Raw genomic sequence first — 19,473 nt, forward strand, 5'->3', positions numbered from 1 at the left:
TTTTTTGGCTATCGCTTAGAACGGGCAGCCAAAGAGTTGATTCGGGAGCGAGGAGCTGTGATGGTCACCACAAGGGGTAAGTACTTCCCTGAGTGAATAGGGTATCCATGAAGCTTCTGAGGTTGGGGTGTGCCCAAGGAGCTTTCCTGAGAGAATCTGTGAAAACCAAGGAGGCATTGTTTAGTCGCTAGAATGTAGAGTACAGCCGCAATTCACCACTCTAAACGTAATGACCTCTGCCCTCGAAGAAAAGCTGCGGGCAGCGTTTCCTCCCGAACAAGCGCACCTATTGGCGGAAGTGATCCGCGAGGCCTATGACGATTTGGTCAAGGCCAAGGACTTCAACGAGCTAAAGTCAATTGTGGCGGATTTGGCTCAAGCTCAGAAGCGCACCGAAGAACGAGTCGAAGAACTTGCCCAAGCCCAAAAACGCACCGAAGAACGAGTTGACCAACTGGCTGCGGCACAGGAGCGCACCGAACGCGCCGTGAAACAACTGGCTCGCCAAGTGGGCGGCCTCAGTGAAGCCTTGGGTGGGTCGCTGGAAGACCTTGCGCTGGAAGTGGTGCCCGAAATTCTAGAGTATCGCTGGGGCATGGAAATTGAATTTTGTGACCGAGACACCCTACCCTTGCGCAATGGAGAGTATGAATTTGATTTAGTCATCCGTGGCCAAGTGCATGGAGAGCCGCTTCTGGTGCTGGGGGAAGTCAAAAGCAACATCACCGAATCCGAGGTGGAGCGTTTTTTGAATCTGGTGGCTCAGGTGGAAGCGTCTGAGGAGATTCGCCCCCTCTTTTTTGGCTATCGCTTAGAACGGGCAGCCAAAGAGTTGATTCGGGAGCGAGGAGCTGTGATGGTCACCACAAGGGGCAAGTATTTTCCTGATTAGACCGTCACCAGAGTGGCAGGGAATGGAGTGTCTATCACGCTTCTTGGGTTGGTGTGGCGTCTGCTGCATGATAGGAGCTGCGCACAAGGGGACCCGATCGCACGTGGGAAAAGCCTAGTTCCCGTGCAATATTGCCCAAGGTGTTAAATTCTGCGGGTGTCCAATACTTAACTACCGGTAAATGATTCAACGATGGGGGCAAATATTGTCCCAAGGTCAGGCGATCGCACCCCACGGCTCGCAAATCTTTTAAGGTTTGAATCACCTCTGCTTCAGTTTCTCCTAAGCCCAACATGAGTCCTGATTTGGTGGGAATATCGGGGTTAAGTTCTTTGACGGTTGCCAAAACCCGCAGTGAACTCTCATAGGTGGCACCGCGTCGCACAGGGCCTTGAAGGCGGCGCACAGTTTCAAGGTTGTGGTTGTAGCAGGCCGGTTGTGCCGCCACAATTTGGGCAATGCAGTCCCGTTGAGACACCCGACCCCGATCCATGCGAAAGTCGGGGGTGAGGACTTCAATTTCGGTGCCGGGGCAGCATTGGCGAATCGCCTGCATGGTGGCCACAAATTGACCTGCCCCCTGATCTGGCAAGTCATCGCGAGCCACAGAGGTTAACACCACATAGCGCAACCCCAAGGCAGCCACAGCAGCCGCAATTTTCACGGGTTCCTCTGGATCAACCGCAGCGGGAGCATGACCTTTCTCCACTTGGCAAAAGGCACAGGCACGGGTACAGGTGGCACCCAAAAGTAAAAAAGTGGCGGTTTTTTGGGCATAGCATTCGCCGCGATTGGGACAGCGCCCTTCTTCACAGATGGTGTGGATGCCATAGTGGCGCACGAGGCGTTGAACGGTGGAGAGTTCACTGGCTTTGCCGAGGGGTTTGCGCAGCCACGGCGGCAGGGGTTGAGAAATGGTCATAGAGTGAGGTTAATCCTGAAAATAGGAAAGAGGTGAGCTAGATACAAAACTTGATTAACTATCGAGTCTATTTATTAAGTCACTGTAAAAGATCGCGGGGGGTGCGGCTAGGGGGCGATCGCTTCTATGGCAGGATCAGTAGCGACGTTACCACAGATATGCCACAGAACCTATGAGTGATCAGCCACGCCCAACGGTCATTATTACAGGTGCCTCCTCTGGCGTCGGATTGTATGCCACCAAAGCCTTAGCCAATCGGGGCTGGCACGTTGTCATGGCCTGCCGCAATCTTGAAAAAGCAGAGCAAGCTGCCAAAGATTTGCAGATTTCGCCGGAGGCCTATACGATTTTGCATTTGGACTTGTCCTCCTTGGCCAGTGTGCGCGGCTTTGTTGAATCATTTCGGGCACTGCATCGCCCCCTGCGTGCCCTAGTCTGCAATGCCGCTGTCTATTATCCCCTGCTCAAGGAGCCTCTTTACAGCGTGGATGGCTACGAACTCACTGTGGCTACCAATCACTTGGGGCATTTTCTTTTAGCCAACTTGCTCCTTGAGGATTTGAAAAACTCTCCTGAAAGCGATAAACGCTTGGTGATTCTCGGCACGGTGACCGCCAACCGCAAAGAATTTGGCGGGAAAATTCCGATTCCTGCTCCCCCTGATTTGGGCAACCTCGAAGGTTTTGAAAAAGGCTTCAAGAAACCCATTGCCATGATTAATGGCAAGCCCTTCAAGTCGGGCAAAGCCTACAAGGATAGCAAGCTCTGCAATATGCTGACGGCGCGCGAACTGCATCGCTGCTTCCATGACTCCACAGGGATTGTCTTTAGCTCCTTGTACCCTGGCTGTGTGGCGGATACGCCCCTATTTCGCAACCACTTTCCCCTCTTTCAGAAGCTTTTTCCCCTCTTTCAGAAATACATTACTGGTGGCTATGTCACCCAAGAACTGGCCGGTGAGCGCGTCGCGATGGTGGTGGCAGACCCAGAGTTTCGCCAGTCGGGGGTGCACTGGAGTTGGGGCAACCGCCAAAAAGAAGGCCGTAAAGCCTTTGTCCAAGAACTCTCGGCAGAGGGGAGTGATGAGCAAAAAGCCCGCCGTCTTTGGGAGCTGAGCGAAAAATTGGTGGGTTTGGCCTAAAAGTTAATACCTTCTTCCATCCCTCTGGCTGAGCTTGCCGCTATGGTGGAAGTGAGCCTTGCCATTGCAGGATGGATGTATGTCACAGCAAGATTTTGGCGTCATTGGCCTCGCTGTCATGGGGGAAAACCTTGCCCTCAATGTGGAGCGCAATGGATTCTCAGTGGCGGTTTATAATCGCACCCCTGCCCGCACCGAGGCTTTCATGGCCGAACGAGCCGCCGGCCGTCGCTTCAAGGCCACCTATAGTCTTGAGGAATTTGTTGCCTCCCTATCGCGTCCCCGCCGCATTTTGGCGATGGTCAAAGCTGGCAAACCTGTGGACGACCTGATCCAGCAGCTCAAGCTACTCCTTGAACCGGGAGACATCCTCATTGATGGGGGCAACTCCCTCTACACGGATACCGAACGCCGCGTTGCAGAAATGGAGGCGGCAGGACTGTGCTTCTTTGGGATGGGCGTCAGCGGTGGTGAAGAAGGTGCCCTCAATGGCCCCAGTCTCATGCCCGGCGGTAGTCGTGAGGCCTATCAAGCCCTCGAACCGATTCTCACCAAAATTGCGGCGCAAGTGGATGATGGTCCCTGTGTTACCTACATTGGACCGGGGGGGTCAGGGCACTTTGTGAAGATGGTGCACAATGGCATTGAGTATGGCGATATGCAACTCATTGCCGAGGCCTATGACCTACTGAAAAACCTCCTTGGCCTCAATCACCAGCAACTCCATGAGGTCTTCAAAAGCTGGAATGAGACTCCTGAACTCAACTCATTTTTGATTGAAATTACTAGCCAGATTTTCACCTATATTGACCCGGAAACCCATCTACCCCTTGTGGATGTGATTGTGGACGCGGCAGGCCAAAAGGGAACCGGTCGCTGGACAGTAGAAAGTGCCCTTGAAATGGGAGTGGCGATTCCAACGATTACCGCTGCTGTGAATGCCCGCATCATGTCCTCCATCAAAGCCGAACGGATGGCGGCTGCCCAAGTCCTCCCCGGCCCTACGGCTCACTTTAGCGGCAACACTGAAGAATTCATTGGTAAAATTCGTGATGCCCTCTACTGCTCAAAAATCTGCTCCTATGCCCAAGGGATGGCTCTGATTGCCAAAGGCTCCCAAGAACTTTTTGATCATCAACTGAATCTTGGCGAGATTGCCCGTATCTGGAAAGGGGGCTGTATTATCCGCGCTGGCTTCCTAGATAAGATCAAGCAGGCCTACAGCGAAAATCCCCAACTGGCCAATCTGCTGCTGGCGCCGGAGTTTCGGCAAACCATCCTCGACAAACAGGCGGCGTGGCGGGAGGTCTTGGTGGAGGCGACCCGTGCCGGGATTGCCGTGCCTGCCTTTGGTGCGTCTTTGGAGTACTTCGATAGCTATCGGCGCGATCGCCTGCCGCAAAATCTCACCCAAGCGCAGCGGGACTTCTTTGGGGCGCACACCTACGAGCGAATTGATAAACCCGGAACCTTCCATACCGAGTGGGTACTGATTCAGGAGGCAGGGAAAGCCTCCGTTTGAGACGCAGGAATGACAGTTGTACAGTTGGGTGGGCGGCTGTCCAAGGGAGCAATTCTTTAGCTTATCCTAAGAATTAGGCCAGTCAACCGCCTGCCTGCAATCATCCTGCACTTTGGGGAGGCCAAGAAGCCTTGCATCCGTTTCTACGACTGCTGCACCACAGCCAACGCTACCAACGCCAAGTGGCGCTTGCCTCCCTCTACTCTGTCCTCAATAAAATTTTTGATCTCGCTCCCCCGGTTCTGATTGGCATTGCCGTGGATCTGGTGGTGAAGCGGCAGGATTCCCTCTTTGCCCGCTGGGGGCTAGCAACCTTTGAGCAGCAACTATTGGCCTTAGCGGGTTTATCCTTTGTGATCTGGAGCTTGGAGTCCCTCTTTGAGTATGCCTATGCCCGCAGTTGGCGCAACTTAGCGCAGCAGATTCAACACGACCTGCGCCTTGAGACCTACGCCCATGTCCAAGAGATGGATTTGGCCTTTTTTGAGGAGCGCAGCAGTGGGGTGTTGCTCTCGATTCTCAACGATGACATTAACCAACTGGAGCGATTTTTGGATGGTGGTGCTAACGAAGTGTTGCAAGTCACAACCACCGTTCTAGTCATTGGGGGGATTTTCTTTTATTTGGCGCCCAATGTGGCGATTTGGGGGATGCTGCCGATGCCTTTTATTCTCTGGGGATCCGTGCTCTTTCAGCGGCGGCTGGCTCCACGCTACGCCGATGTACGGGAAAAGGCAGGACTCCTCAATGAACGCTTGGCCAACAATATCACGGGCATTCAAACCATCAAGAGCTTCACCGCCGAACCCTACGAATTGGAGCGCCTGCGTTGGGATAGTGAAGCCTATCAGCAGAGCAATCGCCGTGCCATTCGTCTGAGTGCCGCCTATATTCCCCTGATTCGCTTTGTGATTCTCTTTGGGTTTACGGGAACGCTGGTATTGGGAGGCTTTGCCGCTTTTCAAGGGCGCTTGGATGTGGGTGCCTACAGCACAATGGTCTATCTAATTCAACGGCTGCTCTGGCCCTTGACCCGTTTGGGAGAAACCCTAGACCAGTACCAGCGCGCCATGGCCTCAACGCAGCGGGTGTTGAATCTTCTTGAAACCCCGATCGCCATTCCCACGGGCGATCGCCCCCTCGATCCCCGCCAAGTCAAAGGGGAAGTGCATTTTGAGGCCGTCAGCTTTGCCTATGCTGGCCGTGCCCCTGTGCTGAAAAATGTCAGTTTACACGTGCCGGCGGGTCAGACGATCGCCATTGTCGGCGCCACGGGGTCGGGCAAAAGCACCCTCGTGAAATTGTTACTGCGGTTCTATGAGGTGCAAGAGGGGCGCATTCTCATTGATGGGGTGGATATTCGCGAGTACCGGCTGCGGGATTTGCGCGCTGCCATTGGCTGGGTGAGTCAAGAGGTCTTTCTCTTCCACGGCACGGTGTTTGAAAACATTGCTTATGGCAGTCCGGGGGCAACCCTTGCTGACGTGATTCACGCCGCAAAACTGGCTGAAGCCCATGAATTCATTGGGCAGCTTCCCCAGGGCTATGATACGGTGGTGGGAGAACGAGGGCAAAAACTCTCTGGCGGTCAGCGGCAACGGCTGGCGATCGCCCGCGCTATTCTCAAAGATCCCCCAATTCTTGTCCTCGATGAAGCCACCTCAGCCGTGGATAACGAAACCGAAGCCGCCATCCAGCGATCGCTGGCCCACATTACAGCGCATCGCACCACGATTGCCATTGCCCACCGCCTCTCCACCATTCGCCATGCCGACTGCATCTATGTCCTTGAGGGCGGTGAAATTGTGGAACAGGGTACCCACGAGGCACTCCTTGCCCAGCAGGGAGTTTATTACGGCCTTTGGCAGGTTCAAGCAGGAATTCTCGAGACTTAGGACTTGAGGTTATAGCGTGCCCGCTCCGCCGCTGTCTTCTCGCGATCTAGTTTCAAGATCAGCACCGCCAAGGGGGGTAAACAGAGATCTAGGGAGTAACGGCGATTGTGGTAGGGCCATTCATCGGCCCATTTGCCGCCCAAGTTGCCCATATTGCTGCCGCCATATTCACGGGCATCGCTGTTAAACAGTTCGCGGTAAAACCCATGCTCAGGTACGCCAATCCGATAATGGCTATGGGGCTGGGGCGTAAAATTGCACACCACAACTACAAATTCTTGGGGATCCTTATCGCGACGGATAAAGGAGACCACACTGTGGCGGTTGTCGCTACAGTCAATCCACTCAAACCCTTCCTGTTTGAAATCTTGGGTATAAAGGGCAGGCTGCGAGCAATAGAGATGATTGAGATCTTTGAAGAAACGTTGAATTTGCTGATGAGGTTCGTACTGCAGCAGGTGCCACTCTAGATCACTCCAGACATTCCACTCGCTCCATTGGGCAAACTCCATCCCCATAAACATTGTTTTCTTGCCGGGGTGGGTGAACATATAGGCAAACAAACAGCGCAAGTTGGCAAATTTTTGCCAGCGATCGCCCGGCATTTTGCCAATGATGTTACTCTTGCCGTGCACCACCTCATCGTGGGAGAGCGCTAGCATGAAGTTCTCGCTGTGGTGATACCACATACTAAAGGTGACATTGTTTTGGTGGAACTGGCGGAACCACGGATCCATGCTGAAGTAGTCGAGTATATCGTGCATCCAGCCCATATTCCACTTCAGGTTGAAGCCCAAGCCCCCCATGTAGGTTGGCCAAGAGACCATCGGCCACGCCGTTGACTCCTCAGCAATGGAGAGAATCCCCGGAAAGTAGCTAAAGATCACGTGGTTGACTTGGCGCAGAAAGTTAGCCGCTTCTAAATTCTCCCGCCCGCCATATTCATTGGGGATCCACTCCCCTTCCTTGCGGTTGTAGTCAAGATAGAGCATCGAGGCCACAGCATCCACGCGAATACCGTCAATGTGATACTTGTCAAACCAAAAGAGGGCATTGGCCACTAGAAAATTGCGCACTTCGTGGCGACCATAGTTAAAGACCAGGGTGCCCCATTCCTTGTGTTCGCCCTTACGCGGATCTGCGTGTTCGTAGAGGTGGGTGCCATCAAAGAAGGCAAGGCCATGGCCATCCTTCGGAAAGTGCCCCGGTACCCAATCGACAATGACACCAATGCCATTTTGGTGGCACTGATCCACGAAATACATAAAATCTTGGGGACTGCCATAGCGAGAGGTGGGGGCGTAGTAGCCCGTGACTTGATAGCCCCAAGAGCCATCAAAGGGATGCTCGGCAACGGGCAAGAGTTCAATGTGGGTGTAGCCCAATTCCTTGACGTAGGGAATGAGTTTGGCTGCCAATTCGCGATAGGTGAGAAAGCGTGCCCAGGGCTTGAGTTCTGCCACCTGTACGGGTTCCTGGGTTTGGCCATCGGCACCAATGGGTGGATCCTCCATCGAGGCATGGAGCCACGATCCTAAGTGCACCTCAAAGACGGAAACGGGTTGGGTGAGGGGGTCGGTGTGGCGGCGCTTTTCTAACCAGTCGTTATCGCCCCATTCGTAGCTGTTGAGGTCGGTAACAATGGACGCGGTCTTAGGACGCGGTTCTTGATAAAAGCCATAGGGATCCGATTTTTCGTAAATATGCCCCTCCTGATTTTTAATTTCATACTTATAGTGCTCGCCCACCCCCAAGCCAGGAATAAACAGCTCCCAGATGCCATTGCCCCGCCGTGCCATTTGATGTTTGCGGCCATCCCATTGGTTAAAGTCCCCAATGACAGAGACATTGCGGGCATTGGGTGCCCAGACAGCAAAATACACCCCTGCAACGCCATCAACTGTCAGCAAGTGTGCCCCCAGTTTTTCATAGATGCGGTGGTGATTGCCCTCGGCAAAGAGATGAATATCAAAGTCCGTCAGCCTTGAGGAGCGGAATGCATAGGGGTCGTAGATCACCCGCTCATGGCCATTTTCGTAGATTTTTAGTTGGTAGTTGTTGAGTTCTGCTACGGGAATGCGACACTCAAAAAAGTGGGGGTGGTGAACCGGCGTCATTGGATATTCTTGCCGTTGCTCTGGGCAGAGGACACTCACCCGCTCAGCATTGGGTAAATAGGCACGGATCGCCCATACGGATTGGCCATTCTCTGTAATCTGGTGACAGCCCAAAATTTCGAAGGGGTCGTGATGCTGGTTGGAAACAATGCGGTCAATCTGTTCGGGCGAAACGGTCATAATTTTTTATACTGTTGTAAAGTATAGGGACAATACTATAGAAAAGTTAACAATCAAAATGCTCCTCTTGACAAGGGTATAGCGGTTATTTCTCTGATTTCTCTTGATCGGGTGAGTAGGTCAACAGTCCTTTGAGTAATTCTGGCAATAGGCTCGGCCCTTGGTAAATCCAGCCGGTGTAAAGCTGCACTAGGGTGGCACCCGCTGCCAGTTTTTCAATCACATCCTCTGGCGTGAAAATCCCGCCCACGCCAATAATCGGCAGCGTGCCTTGGGTCTGTTGATGGATAAAGCGAATCACGGCGGTCGCGCGATCGCGCAAGGGGGCACCACTGAGACCTCCTGCCTCCTCCACGGGCGATCGCCTCGTCTGGGGAATGCGCTTTGTTTTCAGCCCCTCCCGTGCCACAGTGGTGTTTGTTGCTACAATTCCCGCGAGGTCATAAGCTTGAATCAGATCAAGAATGTCGGCAATCTCCTCCCAACTCAAATCGGGGGCAATTTTCAAAAGTAGGGGCTTGCGGGGCGTATTTGCCGTTTGCAATGCCTCTAGAATCGGTGCCAGTCGTTCCTTGGCCTGCAGATGCCGTAATCCGGCTGTGTTGGGAGAACTTACATTAATCACGAAATAATCCCCAAAGGGATGGAGGCGGCGAAAGCTGGCTAAGTAATCCTCTTTTGCAGATTCCAAAGGGGTAACTTTTGACTTACCGAGATTGATACCGATGGGAATCGTCGAGTCGGGCGATCGCTCCAAAAGGGCAGCCATAGCTTCTGCGCCGGCATTATTAAACCCCATGCGATTGATCACAGCCAGATCCGCGGGTAAGCGAAAGAGGCGGGGACGCGGATTGCCCGCCTGGGGATGCCAAGTGACAGTGCCCAGCTCCGCAAAGCCAAAGCCAAAGGCCGCCCAGACACGAGGGGCAACCCCGTTCTTATCAAATCCGGCTGCCAAACCAATAGGATTGGGAAAGTGCAACCCCCACACCTGCCGCTCTAAGCGTGGGTCTGAGAGAGCATAGCGTTGCTGCAGTTGCTGCCGTAGCCAAGTGCTCAGGGCACGATCTTGATTGAGCCAGCCACAGAGGGCGATAAACTGCTGGTGCAGAAATTCTGGGTCTACCTGCAACCCTGAAAAAAGCAGTGGCCGCAGCAGGTAGCGATAGGGATCAATGGCCATTCAGACTGCCAATGCTCCCCTACAAAGTCGAATGCTTAACACTGTAACCCTAGTCCAGATAGCCCATGAGAACAGGTGAATCATCAATGATATTGGAAGCCACAGGACGTTCCCCAGCGGAATAATAGGTTTCAGCAATGCGCAGGCCACTGCTGGTAATCGGACGCAGCCCCATGCAATTCACGGTTTCGACAATTTCAAAGTCATTCGCAGCCACGGGGCGCACCCCCATGATGTTCAGGGTTTCCACCACTCGGAAATTCGTCGCCACAATGGGGCGGATCCCGGCAGAGTTGATGCTGTCATAGATTTGCAGGCCACTGCTGAGCACAGGACGCTCGCCAGCATCTTTGATCATGTGCACCACTTGCACGGGACTGGCTTCAATGGGACGCAAGCCGGCACTATTAAAGGTTTGCCACACCACAATGTCACTGGCTGTGGTTGTGCCTGCGGGGGCGAGGGCGGTTTTTTCGGCAAGGGAAACCATTTGACCGCTATTTTCCTTGGCGGGCGGGTTGCTGCGACGGGCGGGACGAGCAGCTTTGGCAGTGGGTTCTTCGGGGGGTGGGGTTTGAGGCGTTTCGGTCATGGCGATCGCTCCTAATGCAATAATTCAATCCTACAGGTGAATTCGTATGCAAGCATTCTATAATCTCTAGTGCTTGATCATAGCAGCCAAAGAGGGGTGCCAAGGGCTTAAGAGATTCCTTTCGGCGCCAGAATGGTTGGCTTTTCAGGCGTGCAGCAGAGGGATCATGTCAGCGGCTGCCCCTTGGCCAATCACTTTGCCGCGATCCAGCACAATGGCACCATCCGCTTGCGCCAGTTCATCGAGACGATGGGTGACCCACAGCGCTGTTATCCCTTGGGTGTTGACCAGTTGGCGTACGTAGCCCAAGAGTTCCCCTTGGCTATCGGGGTCAAGGAGTGCCGTGGGTTCATCGAGCAATAGCACCCGACAGTGGCGAGCGATCGCCCCGGCAATGGCCACCCGCTGTTTTTGGCCCCCACTGAGGGCATAGATGGGACGGCGCTCTAGCCCTTGTAAATTGACCGCCTGCAAAGCGGCACTGACCCGCTCGCGCACCTGCCAATAGTTGAGAGACTCACCATTGAGACTAAAGGCAATATCCGCACCGACACTGGGCATCACCAGTTGGTGATCGGGGTTCTGGAAGACAAAGCCAAGGGGCTGCTCCACATAGACTTCGCCACTTTGCGGCTGCAACAGACCCCCCAAAATCTTCACTAGGGTTGACTTACCACTGCCATTGCGGCCAAGGAGCATCCACAGTTGTCCCCGCGGAATTTCCAGGGACACCCGATCCAGCACTGGAACCTCTGGCGACCAGCCAAAGGAAACCTCTTTGAGATGAATTGCTGGGGGGATTGCCGCCATGGCTTTTTGGACAATGCTCATGTTTTTCGGTAGGGTGAGGATGACCGCCGATTGGCGTGCAGTGCACTAAGGCAGGGAGCAGCTATGCAGGAGGGATTATACATTGTCCTCATCAGTATTCACGGTTTGATTCGGGGCGATCGCCTTGAGCTGGGGCGCGATGCCGATACAGGAGGACAAACACGCTATGTCGTCGAATTGGCTAAAGCCCTTGCCGCCCATCCCCGTGTAGCTCAGGTGGATTTGGTCACTCGTCTGATTCCCGATGCCAAGGTCAGTCCCGACTATGCCCAGCCCATTGAGCGGATTGGCGATCGCGCCCGCATTGTCCGCCTAGCCTGTGGCCCTCGCCGCTACTTGCGCAAGGAAGTGCTTTGGCCCTATCTCGACGTATTTGCCGATGAACTGTTGCGCCATCTGCGCCAGTGTGGCCGCATGCCGGATGTGATCCACAGTCACTATGCCGATGCCGGTTATGTGGGCTGCCGTGTCGCCGGCTGGCTAGGGGTTCCTCTTGTTCACACAGGGCATTCCCTCGGCCGGGTGAAGCGACAGCGACTTCTTGCCCAGGGCAGTAAACCTGAGGCCATTGAGGAGCAGTTTCACTTTACGACGCGCATTGAGGCTGAGGAGCAAACCCTTGCCAGTGCCGCGCTGATCATTGCCAGTACCCATCAGGAAGTGGAAGAGCAGTATCGTCTCTACGATCAATACGACCCAGCACGGATGGCGGTGATTCCGCCGGGGGTGGACACCAGCCGTTTCTATCCAGCCCCTGTGCCAGCGGATTTGCCTTTTCGTCAGGAATTGCGTCGCTTTTTAGTGGAACCGGAAAAGCCCTTTATCTTTTGCCTCTCGCGACCGGTGCCACGCAAGAATGTGGCCGCACTGCTTCATGTCTATGGAACTGATCCCTTTTTGCAGGAGCGCGCGAACCTCCTCTTAGTGCTCGGCAATCGCACGGATATTAGCAAGATGGAGGCCAGCCCTCGCCAAGTCTTGACCGAACTCTTTTTGCTGGTCGATCGCTATGACCTCTATGGTAAAGTCGCCTATCCGAAAACCCATACCAGCGATGAAGTCCCCAATCTCTACCGTTTAGCGGCACAGCAGCGGGGGGTATTTATCAATCCGGCCCTTACTGAACCCTTTGGCCTGACGCTGATTGAAGCGGCTGCCTGTGGATTGCCGGTTTTAGCGACAGCGGATGGCGGCCCCCAGGATATTCTTCACCACTGTCAGAATGGTTTACTCTTTAATCCTCTTGATCTTGAGGCAATGCGTAGCGCCCTGCATCAAGCCTTTGAAAGCGACAGCCAATGGCAGACTTGGGCAGACAATGGCCTTAAGGGGGTACAAGCTCACTACTCTTGGCGCAGTCATGTCGAGATGTATCTGCACGCCCTTGATCAACTGGTGGAAAAATCTGTCTTGCCCGTGTTGAGTGTGCAACGCCAACCTGCTCAGTACCAGAGCAATAAACTGCCAACCACGCTGACACGGAACCGTCTGCTGACCCTTGATCGCCTGTTGATTAGTGATATTGACAATACCCTGATTGGCGATCGCCCTGCCCTTGAGCGACTCTTGGCTCTGCTGCAACGCCGTCCTGAGATGGGCTTTGGGGTGGCAACGGGGCGTCACCTCGAAATTACCCTAGAGGTACTCCATGAATGGGGCGTGCCGATTCCCGATGTTTTAATTACCTCCGTCGGCAGTGAAATTCACTATGGCCCTCACCTCGTTCCCGACACCAGTTGGCAGCAGCACATTAGCTATCGCTGGGAACCGCAACGGGTCAGGGACACCCTCGCCGATGTGGCGGGTCTAACGCTGCAACCCCCAGAAAATCAACGCTCCCACAAGATCAGCTACAACGTGGATACCACGGTTCTCCCCAGTATTACACCCGTGTTGCGTCTGCTCCGGCAGCAAAAACTGCACTGTCGGCCGATTTTCTCCCACAATCAGTTCCTAGATATTTTGCCCCTACGTGCTTCTAAGGGGGATGCCCTGCGCTATCTGGCGCTCAAGTGGGGCTATCCACTGCAAAAACTGTTAGTGGCTGGCGATTCTGGTAATGATGAGCAAATGCTGACGGGCAATACCCTTGCTGTGGTTGTGGGCAATCACAGTCCTGAATTGGAAAAGCTGCGCGATCGCCCCCACATTTACTTTGCTCAAGGTCACTATGCCCAAGGGATTCTTGAGGCGATTGAGCACTATGGCTTCTAATACCAGTTTTTTGTAAGGTTGAGACTAATAAGCAGCTCTCAAAGGGGACGGAAAGCAGAGTGCTCAATTTTCAGAGGATGTAGTTATTCATCACCTACTCTTTATTTGCGCCATCTTCAAATTGGATTGGCATTACCGAGCATTTTAGAAAAAACCTTAACAGCTAAAGCCGATCTAAAACCTGCGTCACAATTTCAGGGCTAACGGAGATACTGTCAATGCCTAAGTCAACTAACCACGGCAGCCAATGGGGATAACGGGTGGGGGCTTCGCCGCAAAGACTACAGCCTAGATGGTGAGCTTTGGCTTGTTGAATGAGGTGGGCGATCGCCCCCCGAACAGCAGGATGGTCTTCATTTAGCTCGGGTCGTGCTATTTCCCGATCAATCCCCAAGAGGAGTTGCGTCAGATCATTGGTGCCAATGGTAATTCCAGCAACACCAAGGCTGGCCAAATCAGACAGTAAAAATAAAATCGCTGGTACTTCCGCCATGACCCACAGTTGCACACCAGTATTTGCTGTCAATCCATGCTCCGCAAGTGCCTTTTGACAATAGGCCACTTCACTGACACTGCGCACAAAGGGCAGCACAATCCGCAGGGGGCACGATTCTTCTAAACGGTGGGCAATCGCCAACGCTGACAGTTCTAGGTGAAACAATTCTGGACAATGGGGATAACGACTCACACCCCGCAGCCCCCAGTCGGTTTCCGGTTCAAAGCGATGCCCCCCCAACAGTTGCCGATAATCCGCTGGTCTTAAGTCCAGCGTGCGATAAAAGAGGGGACGGGGGGCGATCGCCCGCATAAATTCACACAGGTGCTGCACCCAGCGATCGCGCAACTGCTCAGCTTCCCCCTGCTCTAACCAATGACAGGGATGGCGATGATCCAGAAAGGCGAGCAGCATTAACTCTGAGCGCAACAGGCCAATGCCATCACAGGGGAGCGATCGCAACAACCGCAGGGCACTGACTTGACTCACATTCACCATGATTTGCAAAGGCAACCGTTTCGCCACAGGGGGGGAGGGCGTTTGGGGAGAGGGGGTAGCCACCACTGGCAATGGCTCTGGGGGCAGTTGATAGATAGCCCCCCGATGACCATCGAGAAACAGCGTCATTCCCGAACTAATCTGTTGAGTGGCATTGGTCACACCCACCACCGCCGGCCGTCCCAATTCCCGCGCTAGAATCGCTCCATGACTCGTTAACCCTCCCTGCTCACAAATCACCCCTACAGCCGCATTTACAAGGGGCAACCAATGGGGGGGAATACTTTTGCTGACTAAAATCCGTCCGGCAACAGCAGCGGGAGCACAAGGATCTGTAACCACAATGGCGGGGGCGATCGCCTGCCCAGGAGCAGCGGGCAGCCCTTCCGCAATGAGCGTTCGTTTGACTGGCTGCGGCGTCGGTTCTTCAGGATGTAGCTCTGCCAAACACTGCCCCCACCAAACCTGTGTCTGGCTGCGATGCCAAACCCATAGATGGGACGCCCCACCGCGACAGGCTTGATGCAACTGTTGCTCCTCTGCGGGCGTCAGCTCAACTTCCCTCGGTGGCAGGGGAATGCCTTGATGGGGGAGAGCCACACCACTGGCGATCGCCCGCAACGTTGGCTCCGTTCCTCTCCACCAGCCTGAGGCAACAATCGTACTCAAGGGGTAGAGTAAAATCCCTGCTTTAAGCTGACAAAAATCCCATCCCTGCTGCCAGTAGGTATAGAGATTCTTGGCTCGCACAAGGGTAGCAAAGGCAGCTTCGATTGCCTGATGACACAGGGGTAAACTGGGGTCGTTTAATACGGCTCCACGGCCTAGTCCCCAAGGTAAGTCCGCAGATTCCTGCCAAAGATAGGTAGTAAGAACAAGATGACACTCTCCCCCCTGTTGTTGCCAAAAGTGATGACAAGCAGCAAAAACCGTTTCTAGCTCTCCCACATCCAAGGGGGGTAATTGATGGGTCATCTCCAGAGCCAAGGCTTTGAGATCAGTGCTATTAGGAGGGATCTCCTGCCAGCGATCACAGGCTGCTTGCCAGTGGGGAATCAGTCCAGAGCGCAACTGTTGCCAAACACTCGTGGAAATCAACCACACGGGATGAGGTGGCGGCAAGACTTTTTGTGTCTCTTGCAGGGCAACCAACGTAGGAGAAAGAGCTTCCGCTGGGTACTGCTGTAGGGGTTCCAAAAGGAGCGATGTCACAGATCATCTTCCTCAATCACCTGTAGGCAGTCACCAATCCAACGCTGACGCCTAGGCAGATGCAGTTTCTGTTTGTTGACGACGGCGAACATTAAGCACGTCCGTGATTTTCCTAATTTGTGCCAAGATGTGATCCAACTGTTTGGCATTCACAATATCAATACAAAGATCAATGATGGCAGTGCGTCCCGGATCTGTATGCACATTGGCTCGCCGCACATTGATTTGGTGATCACTCAAACGGGTCAGAATATCCTTGAGAATACCGACTCGATCAATCACCTCAATTTGCACATCCACGGGGTAGGTTTGGGGTCGGCGTTGATTGGCCTTGGTATTCCAACTTACAGGAATCAGGCGATCGCTCGACACTGACTCTAGGTTGCTGCAGCCCTGACGATGAATGGAAATACCCCGACTCCCCAGCGTCACTACGCCAATAATCGGTTCATCGGGCACAGGACAACAGCAGCCAGCAATGTGATACACCAAACCCTCCACCCCCAGAATCGGAGAATCACTGGGTTTGGTGATGGCGGGGACACGGTTAATGGGGGTAGGTTCCGAAGGCAATTCGGGTGTAGTTGTCTCTGGACGCGCTAGGGTAATTGCCCGCAGCCGATTTACCACCAAATTCAGCGTAATTTCGCCATAGCCCAAGGCGGCCACTAGATCATCCACAGTCTGGTAGTTGCTGCGCTCCGCCACCTGTTGCATCTGGGGTGACTTGAGAAGAGCCTCCAAACCGACTTTACCCAGTTCCTTCTCCAGTAATTCCCGTCCCCGTTGCAGGTTTTCATCGCGGCGCGATCGCTTGTACCACTGCCGAATGCGGTTGCGTGCCGTTGTGGTCTTAACAAAGTTCAACCAATCCAAACTGGGGTGGGCAGTTTTCTGGGTAATAATCTCAACAATGTCGCCATTGCGCAGGGGCGTATCCAAGGGCACGATCCGCCCATTCACCCGTGCCCCGGCACAGTGATTTCCCACATCCGTGTGAATATGGTACGCAAAGTCGAGGGGCGTGGCTCCCTGTTGCAGCGCAAGGACATCCCCTTGGGGTGTAAAGACATAGACCTCCTTATCAAAGAGATCATCGCGAATGCTGTCGAGATATTCTTGGGCATCCTTGAGGTCATTTTGCCAATCCAGCAGTTGCCGTAGCCAAGTGAATTTTTGATCACGGGCACTCCACTGTTGCGGTAAGGAATGACCCGTTTCTTTGTACTTCCAGTGGGCAGCAATCCCATACTCCGCGACATGGTGCATTTCCAGCGTGCGAATTTGCACCTCAAGGGGACGTCCCCCCAGACCCATCACCACGGTATGCAGGGACTGATATTGGTTGGGTTTAGGCAGACTAATGTAGTCTTTGAATCGCCCCGGCACCGAAAGAAAACAGTCATGGACAACCGCCAGAGCACGGTAGCACTCGTCCTTGGTGGCCACGAGGATGCGAATGCCCGCCACATCATAGATTTCATGGAATTCTTTTTGCTGCCGCATCATTTTTTGATAGATGCTGTAGAGGTGTTTGGGACGGCCACTAATTTCTAGGTAGCCAAAGCCCATCCCTGATAGTCGTTCGTGCAGAATTTGAATTGCCTGCTGCAGTTGTGCTTCGCGATTGGCGCGTTTTTCGGCTACCAGTTCCTGAATACGACGGTAGGCCTCTGGCTCTAAATACTTAAAGGCCAAATCCTCCAGTTCCCATTTGATCCGCCAAATCCCCAAGCGGTTGGCTAAAGGAGCAAAGACATCACGGGTTTCTTGGGCAATGGCACGGCGACGATCTTCGGGCAAATACTCAAGGGTGCGCATATTGTGCAGGCGATCGGCTAGCTTAACCACAATGACGCGAATATCTTGCGCCATCGCCAAAAACATCCGTCGGAAACTTTCCGCCTGCCGCTCCGTCTTGCTGGAAAAGTTAAACTTCGAGAGTTTGGTGACCCCCTCCACCAGTCGCCGCACCTCGGCACCAAACTGGGCTTCTAGCTCCTCCGCTGTAACAGCCGTGTCCTCAATCACATCGTGGAGAAGCCCTGCCGCTAAAAGTGCTGGCCCACCGCCTAAATCCCGCAAAATACTGGCAACTGCCACAGGATGAGCGATGTAGGGTTCCCCAGAAGCCCGCCGCTGTCCTTGGTGTAGGTCGTAGGCAAATTGAAACGCTCGACAAACCAAATCATCCCCATTCTCAGGATTTGGTTCTCGCAGGCACGTCGCTAACCAATCGGGTAATTTAATATCAGTCGGCAAGCTAGGTGCAAAAGCGTTCATGGCGGCAGGCGATCGGGAGAGCAGCACAGTGGATTCGAGTACGTATATTTTAGTTCAATTTCAGGCTTACAGCCCTTTTCACCAAGATGTTATACGGTTAACACTCTGAAAACCTCTATAGACGACCATTACCGGTATTGCAGAAAAGGGTTGTGCTGTGTGGGCTGAAGCGTTGCTCCCTTTTAACATAGGAAGCAGTGTGTTCATCAAGAGGGGGAAGGTAATCGTGGCAGCTTCGCTCACACCCATGACTCGCCACTATATTCTGCGCTTACTCGATCGGGGAAGTGATATTTTTGCATTAGCTGGTCAAAGTTTAGAAAAAGCAGTGGGCGATCGCTTTCAGCACGCCGGAGGAGAGCGCGAAAACCACATTCTGAATCGCTTAGAATCCCTTGCCCCCTCAGAATTAGCAGCCGTGGAGATGATTGTTCGTCTTCACCGCTCCCTCAGGCATAGCAGTGAAGAGGAGCGTCACCAAAGACTGCAATTAAAAAGTCTCGAAGAAAAACTATGGCGGATTTTGGGTATGGACTTCCTTTCTGAGAGTCCTCAAGATGTGCCTAGCGAGCCAGTCATTGCTGTCAAAGAGCAGCCATCTTTAACGGTGGCTCAAGCCCTCGATCACTTGAACCGCGTCAGTGAATTAGCCCAAAAATACCTTGGCAAAGTCATCGTCGCGAATTATTGGCGAGCCTCCCGCCCTTCGACGAGTTGGTTTGCTGATTTTGTGGTTACCGATGATGGCTACATCACCTATCACGGGTCTTTAGCGGCTGGGAAAACTGTTGTGAACCCAACCCAACAGCAGCAGTTGGAAACATGGTTAGTGAGTTTTGTTGATCAATGTCGCCGTATTCTTCCCTTCTTTCGACATGATCTGCAAAAGGCAAGGCTATCGGGTTCTTCCCTACAACCTGAATCAGCGATCACTGCTGTTGCAGATAAGCACTAACCCCTAGGGTTTGCAGTTTTTGATTCTTGGCGGTCACCGTCGCGGCCAACTCTTGACGATAGGCAATGACTTGCTCTAGCAGTTCTGGATTATGACTGGCCAATAGTTGGACGGCCAACAGGCCTGCATTTTGGGCATTGCCAATAGCGACCGTCGCCACAGGAATCCCAGCCGGCATCTGCACAATTGAGTAGAGGGAGTCCAGCCCCTGTAAGTGTCGGCTCGGTACGGGTACGCCAATCACGGGTAGAGGTGTTAGCGATGCAATCATGCCGGGTAAGTGGGCGGCTCCCCCAGCACCAGCAATAATGACTTTCAGACCCCGCTGATGGGCATTTTGGGCAAACTCCACCATGGCAAGGGGAGTGCGGTGAGCTGAGAGGATGGCTACTTCGTGGCGAATGCCAAAGCGTTCACAGAGGGCGATCGCCCCCTGCATAGTCGGCAAATCGGAATCACTGCCCATGACAATGGCAACCAGCGGCGGCTCTGACATCTCTCTTTCCTACCCCTTCGACAAATAGTGCATCCGGATCCTAC

14 protein-coding genes are annotated in these 19,473 nt (G+C 53.6%); 6 read left to right on the forward strand and 8 right to left on the reverse strand.

Annotated elements, in window-relative coordinates:
• Window positions 1–229: 229 nt before the first annotated feature.
• Window positions 230–892 carry a hypothetical protein gene (locus ACK4HN_RS10815; protein WP_409877628.1) on the forward strand — a complete coding sequence of 221 codons (663 nt, stop codon included), beginning with the start codon at window positions 230–232 and terminating at the stop codon, window positions 890–892.
• 34 nt (window positions 893–926) lie between these two features.
• Here the strand turns inward: ACK4HN_RS10815 and lipA are convergent, their stop codons facing one another.
• Entirely contained in the window at window positions 927–1,814 is an 888-nt protein-coding gene (gene lipA / locus ACK4HN_RS10820) for a lipoyl synthase (RefSeq protein ID WP_409877630.1), read from the reverse strand.
• Between the two features lie 172 nt (window positions 1,815–1,986).
• Here lipA and ACK4HN_RS10825 point away from each other — a divergent pair, with 172 nt between their 5' ends.
• The 3 genes from ACK4HN_RS10825 to ACK4HN_RS10835 all read left to right on the forward strand — a co-directional run bounded on the left by ACK4HN_RS10825 (window position 1,987) and on the right by ACK4HN_RS10835 (window position 6,372).
• Window positions 1,987–2,955 (forward strand): protochlorophyllide reductase, encoded by a 969-nt coding sequence (locus ACK4HN_RS10825; protein ID WP_409877631.1) that lies wholly within the window; start codon window positions 1,987–1,989, stop codon window positions 2,953–2,955.
• Window positions 2,956–3,034: 79 nt separating this feature from the next.
• A complete protein-coding gene (gene gndA, locus ACK4HN_RS10830; protein ID WP_409877632.1) occupies window positions 3,035–4,477 on the forward strand; it encodes an NADP-dependent phosphogluconate dehydrogenase in 1,443 nt (480 codons plus the stop codon).
• 131 nt (window positions 4,478–4,608) lie between these two features.
• Complete coding sequence (locus tag ACK4HN_RS10835; RefSeq protein WP_409877633.1) at window positions 4,609–6,372, forward strand: ABC transporter ATP-binding protein; 1,764 nt, start codon at window positions 4,609–4,611, stop codon at window positions 6,370–6,372.
• On the opposite strand, the gene glgB is transcribed toward ACK4HN_RS10835, so the two are convergent.
• From glgB to ACK4HN_RS10855, 4 genes are all read right to left on the reverse strand, one after another.
• On the reverse strand, window positions 6,369–8,669 hold the full coding sequence (glgB, locus tag ACK4HN_RS10840) for a 1,4-alpha-glucan branching enzyme (RefSeq protein ID WP_409869274.1): 2,301 nt from the start codon (window positions 8,667–8,669) through the stop codon (window positions 6,369–6,371). The two genes, ACK4HN_RS10835 and glgB, sit on opposite strands and share 4 nt — an antisense overlap.
• A gap of 85 nt (window positions 8,670–8,754) precedes the next feature.
• Window positions 8,755–9,846 carry a quinone-dependent dihydroorotate dehydrogenase gene (locus tag ACK4HN_RS10845; protein ID WP_409869296.1) on the reverse strand — a complete coding sequence of 364 codons (1,092 nt, stop codon included), beginning with the start codon at window positions 9,844–9,846 and terminating at the stop codon, window positions 8,755–8,757.
• A 55-nt stretch (window positions 9,847–9,901) separates the two neighbouring features.
• Window positions 9,902–10,444 carry a hypothetical protein gene (locus ACK4HN_RS10850; RefSeq protein ID WP_409877634.1) on the reverse strand — a complete coding sequence of 181 codons (543 nt, stop codon included), beginning with the start codon at window positions 10,442–10,444 and terminating at the stop codon, window positions 9,902–9,904.
• Between the two features lie 144 nt (window positions 10,445–10,588).
• On the reverse strand, window positions 10,589–11,275 hold the full coding sequence (locus tag ACK4HN_RS10855) for an energy-coupling factor ABC transporter ATP-binding protein (protein ID WP_181496872.1): 687 nt from the start codon (window positions 11,273–11,275) through the stop codon (window positions 10,589–10,591).
• 63 nt (window positions 11,276–11,338) lie between these two features.
• On the opposite strand from ACK4HN_RS10855, the gene ACK4HN_RS10860 reads away from it, so the two are divergent.
• Window positions 11,339–13,489: an HAD-IIB family hydrolase gene (locus ACK4HN_RS10860; protein ID WP_409869276.1), complete on the forward strand. Its 2,151-nt coding sequence runs from the start codon at window positions 11,339–11,341 to the stop codon at window positions 13,487–13,489.
• A 163-nt stretch (window positions 13,490–13,652) separates the two neighbouring features.
• On the opposite strand, the gene ACK4HN_RS10865 is transcribed toward ACK4HN_RS10860, so the two are convergent.
• Window positions 13,653–15,695, reverse strand: a complete 2,043-nt coding sequence (locus ACK4HN_RS10865) for a putative PEP-binding protein (protein WP_409869277.1) — start codon at window positions 15,693–15,695, stop codon at window positions 13,653–13,655.
• A 51-nt stretch (window positions 15,696–15,746) separates the two neighbouring features.
• Window positions 15,747–17,978: a RelA/SpoT family protein gene (locus tag ACK4HN_RS10870; RefSeq protein WP_409869278.1), complete on the reverse strand. Its 2,232-nt coding sequence runs from the start codon at window positions 17,976–17,978 to the stop codon at window positions 15,747–15,749.
• 226 nt (window positions 17,979–18,204) lie between these two features.
• Between ACK4HN_RS10870 and ACK4HN_RS10875 the strand changes: the two genes are divergently transcribed.
• Window positions 18,205–18,933, forward strand: coding sequence for a hypothetical protein (locus ACK4HN_RS10875; RefSeq protein ID WP_409877636.1), 729 nt, complete (start codon window positions 18,205–18,207; stop codon window positions 18,931–18,933).
• Here the strand turns inward: ACK4HN_RS10875 and purE are convergent.
• On the reverse strand, window positions 18,908–19,429 hold the full coding sequence (gene purE, locus ACK4HN_RS10880; protein ID WP_409869280.1) for a 5-(carboxyamino)imidazole ribonucleotide mutase: 522 nt from the start codon (window positions 19,427–19,429) through the stop codon (window positions 18,908–18,910). The two genes, ACK4HN_RS10875 and purE, sit on opposite strands and share 26 nt — an antisense overlap.
• Window positions 19,430–19,473: the final 44 nt, after the last annotated feature.

The organism is Thermosynechococcus sp., assembly GCF_046299655.1.
Classification (GTDB): domain Bacteria; phylum Cyanobacteriota; class Cyanobacteriia; order Thermosynechococcales; family Thermosynechococcaceae; genus Thermosynechococcus.

Bases quoted from the DNA above. Each gene is read 5' to 3' on its own strand.
- purE (WP_409869280.1), bottom strand. From the start codon at position 19,429: ATGTCAGAGCCGCCGCTGGTTGCCATTGTCATGGGCAGTGATTCCGAT.
- ACK4HN_RS10825 (WP_409877631.1), top strand. From the start codon at position 1,987: ATGAGTGATCAGCCACGCCCAACGGTCATTATTACAGGTGCCTCCTCT.
- gndA (WP_409877632.1), top strand. From the start codon at position 3,035: ATGTCACAGCAAGATTTTGGCGTCATTGGCCTCGCTGTCATGGGGGAA.
- glgB (WP_409869274.1), bottom strand. From the start codon at position 8,669: ATGACCGTTTCGCCCGAACAGATTGACCGCATTGTTTCCAACCAGCAT.
- ACK4HN_RS10855 (WP_181496872.1), bottom strand. From the start codon at position 11,275: ATGAGCATTGTCCAAAAAGCCATGGCGGCAATCCCCCCAGCAATTCAT.
- lipA (WP_409877630.1), bottom strand. From the start codon at position 1,814: ATGACCATTTCTCAACCCCTGCCGCCGTGGCTGCGCAAACCCCTCGGC.
- ACK4HN_RS10860 (WP_409869276.1), top strand. From the start codon at position 11,339: ATGCAGGAGGGATTATACATTGTCCTCATCAGTATTCACGGTTTGATT.
- ACK4HN_RS10815 (WP_409877628.1), top strand. From the start codon at position 230: ATGACCTCTGCCCTCGAAGAAAAGCTGCGGGCAGCGTTTCCTCCCGAA.
- ACK4HN_RS10850 (WP_409877634.1), bottom strand. From the start codon at position 10,444: ATGACCGAAACGCCTCAAACCCCACCCCCCGAAGAACCCACTGCCAAA.
- ACK4HN_RS10870 (WP_409869278.1), bottom strand. From the start codon at position 17,978: ATGAACGCTTTTGCACCTAGCTTGCCGACTGATATTAAATTACCCGAT.